This is a genomic window from Pseudomonas sp. Sample_20 (assembly GCF_004307585.1).
Classification (GTDB): domain Bacteria; phylum Pseudomonadota; class Gammaproteobacteria; order Pseudomonadales; family Pseudomonadaceae; genus Aquipseudomonas; species Aquipseudomonas atacamensis.
In genome coordinates, this window is the sequence record NZ_RCOA01000029.1 from 1 (window position 1) to 2,117 (window position 2,117).

Consider the following 2,117-nt stretch of genomic DNA (forward strand, 5'->3'; position numbering starts at 1 on the left):
ATACTCACCCAAAGGCGTTTAGGGGCTAGGCATGAACCATAGAATCTCCCACAGGGGCTTTGTGGTGTGCAATGGATTTTTCACAGGCCTTCGACAGCCGCCTCATGAATCCCCTTCTAGACTTTCCTTATGAGCCGAGTATCGGCGCGGGAGAGTGCGATGTGGCGGTGCGTGGGGTTGTTGGGTGTTGTATTGGCGCTGGGCGGTTGCCAGACCACCCATGAAGACTTGATCGCCAAGGGTTATCCACCGGCCTTCGCCGACGGTTTCGATGACGGTTGCGTCAGCGGCCGGCAAGCGGCAGGTTCGATCAGCGGCGAGTTTCGCAAGAACGTGCCGCGCTATCTCAAGGACCAGCAATACGCCGACGGCTGGGTCGACGGCTTCCGCCAATGTCAGGCGATGCTCGAAAACAAGGATCGCGAGCAATATCGCAACGAGCATTGGGACGAACGCGAACGCGCCTGGCAGCAGCAGAAGGACCAGGACGTCGGGCGGGCCTATCGCTCGCAATAGGTCGCTTGCAGACATCCAGTGAAACCAAATGCCGGCAATCATGGCCCAAATCCTTTAACAGGAGGACTTCATGAGTCGCGCATTCGTCAACGAAGACAACGCCGCCGCGCAGGCCGATCAGCCGGTCGAACGTCAGGTCAGCACGCAGCCCAACTACGTCACCCCACAAGGGCTGGCGCAGTTGCAGGCGAAAGTCATCGAGTTGCAGAGCCTGCACGCCGAGCAAACGGCCAAGGGCGAGCAGGCCGACAAACAACGTCTCGCCGATCTGCAACGGGATCTGCGTTATTTCACTCAACGCCTGAGCAGCGCCCAAGTCGCAGTCGCTGCGACCTCCACCGACAAGGTCCAAATCGGTAGCTGGGTGACCTTCGCCGATGAACACGACACTGAACACCGCGTGCAACTGGTCGGCGAGGATCAGGCCGACGCCAGTCAGGGCCTGATCAACTGGGCCTCACCGCTGGGCCGGGCTTTGCTTGGCGCCCGGCTCAACGATGAAGTGCTATGGCAGCGGCCTGCCGGCGACCAACTGATCGAAGTGATCCGCATCGAACCGGCTTAAACCACGCCTTGCGCCAACATCGCATCGGCGACTTTGACGAAGCCGGCAATGTTCGCGCCTTTGACGTAATTGATCTGACCGTTGTCTTCGCCGTAATGCACGCAGGCGTGGTGGATCGACTGCATGATCGCGTGCAGCTTGCTGTCCACCTCGCCCGCCGTCCACAGCAGGCGCATGGCGTTCTGCGACATCTCCAGACCGCTGACGGCCACACCGCCGGCATTCGACGCCTTGCCCGGTGCGAACAGAATGCCGGCCTCGATAAAGATATCCACAGCCGCCAGCGTGGTCGGCATGTTCGCGCCTTCAGCCACACAGACGCAGCCATTGCGCAGTAGAGTGCGCGCGGCTTCGGCGTCGAGTTCGTTCTGCGTCGCGCAGGGCAGCGCGATATCGCACGGCAGCGACCACGGATGTTGGCCGGCGCGGAATTCCAGACCATGGGCGCTCGCCAGTTCGCTGATGCGCCCGCGTTTGATGTTCTTCAGCTCCAGCAGCGCCAGCCACTGTGCTTCGCTCAAGCCTGCTTCGCAGTACAGCGTGCCTTCGGAGTCGGACAGGGAAATCACTTTGCCGCCGAGATCCATGACTTTGCGCGCCGCGTACTGAGCAACGTTGCCGGAACCGGAAATCGCCACGCGCTTGCCTTCCACGCTCTGCCCGCGGCGTTTGAGCATTTCTTCGGCGAAGTACACGCAGCCGAAACCGGTGGCTTCCGGGCGAATCAAGCTGCCGCCGTAGGTCATGCCCTTGCCGGTGAGGACGCTGGTGAACTGGTTGCTCAGGCGCTTGTACTGGCCAAAGAGGAAACCGATCTCCCGCGCACCGACACCGATATCACCGGCCGGCACGTCAACGTCGGCGCCGATGTGGCGATACAACTCGCTCATGAACGCCTGGCAGAAGCGCATGACTTCAGCATCGCTCTTGCCCTTCGGATCGAAGTCCGAACCGCCCTTGCCACCGCCCATGGGCAGGGAGGTCAGCGAGTTCTTGAAGGTCTGCTCGAAGGCGAGGAATTTCAGCACGCCGAGGT

At 61.2% G+C, this 2,117-nt stretch carries 3 protein-coding genes; 2 read left to right on the forward strand and 1 reads right to left on the reverse strand.

Annotation, left to right across the window (positions count from 1 at the left end):
* Positions 1-159: 159 nt before the first annotated feature.
* Entirely contained in the window at positions 160-516 is a 357-nt protein-coding gene (locus D8U70_RS07510) for a hypothetical protein (RefSeq protein ID WP_073475524.1), read from the forward strand.
* A gap of 70 nt (positions 517-586) precedes the next feature.
* A complete protein-coding gene (locus D8U70_RS07515; RefSeq protein WP_039761720.1) occupies positions 587-1,081 on the forward strand; it encodes a GreA/GreB family elongation factor in 495 nt (164 codons plus the stop codon).
* Here D8U70_RS07515 and gdhA read toward each other — a convergent pair.
* Positions 1,078-2,117 (reverse strand): NADP-specific glutamate dehydrogenase (gene gdhA, locus D8U70_RS07520; RefSeq protein ID WP_130928575.1); only part of this gene is annotated, 1,040 nt, incomplete at its 5' end. The two genes, D8U70_RS07515 and gdhA, sit on opposite strands and share 4 nt — an antisense overlap.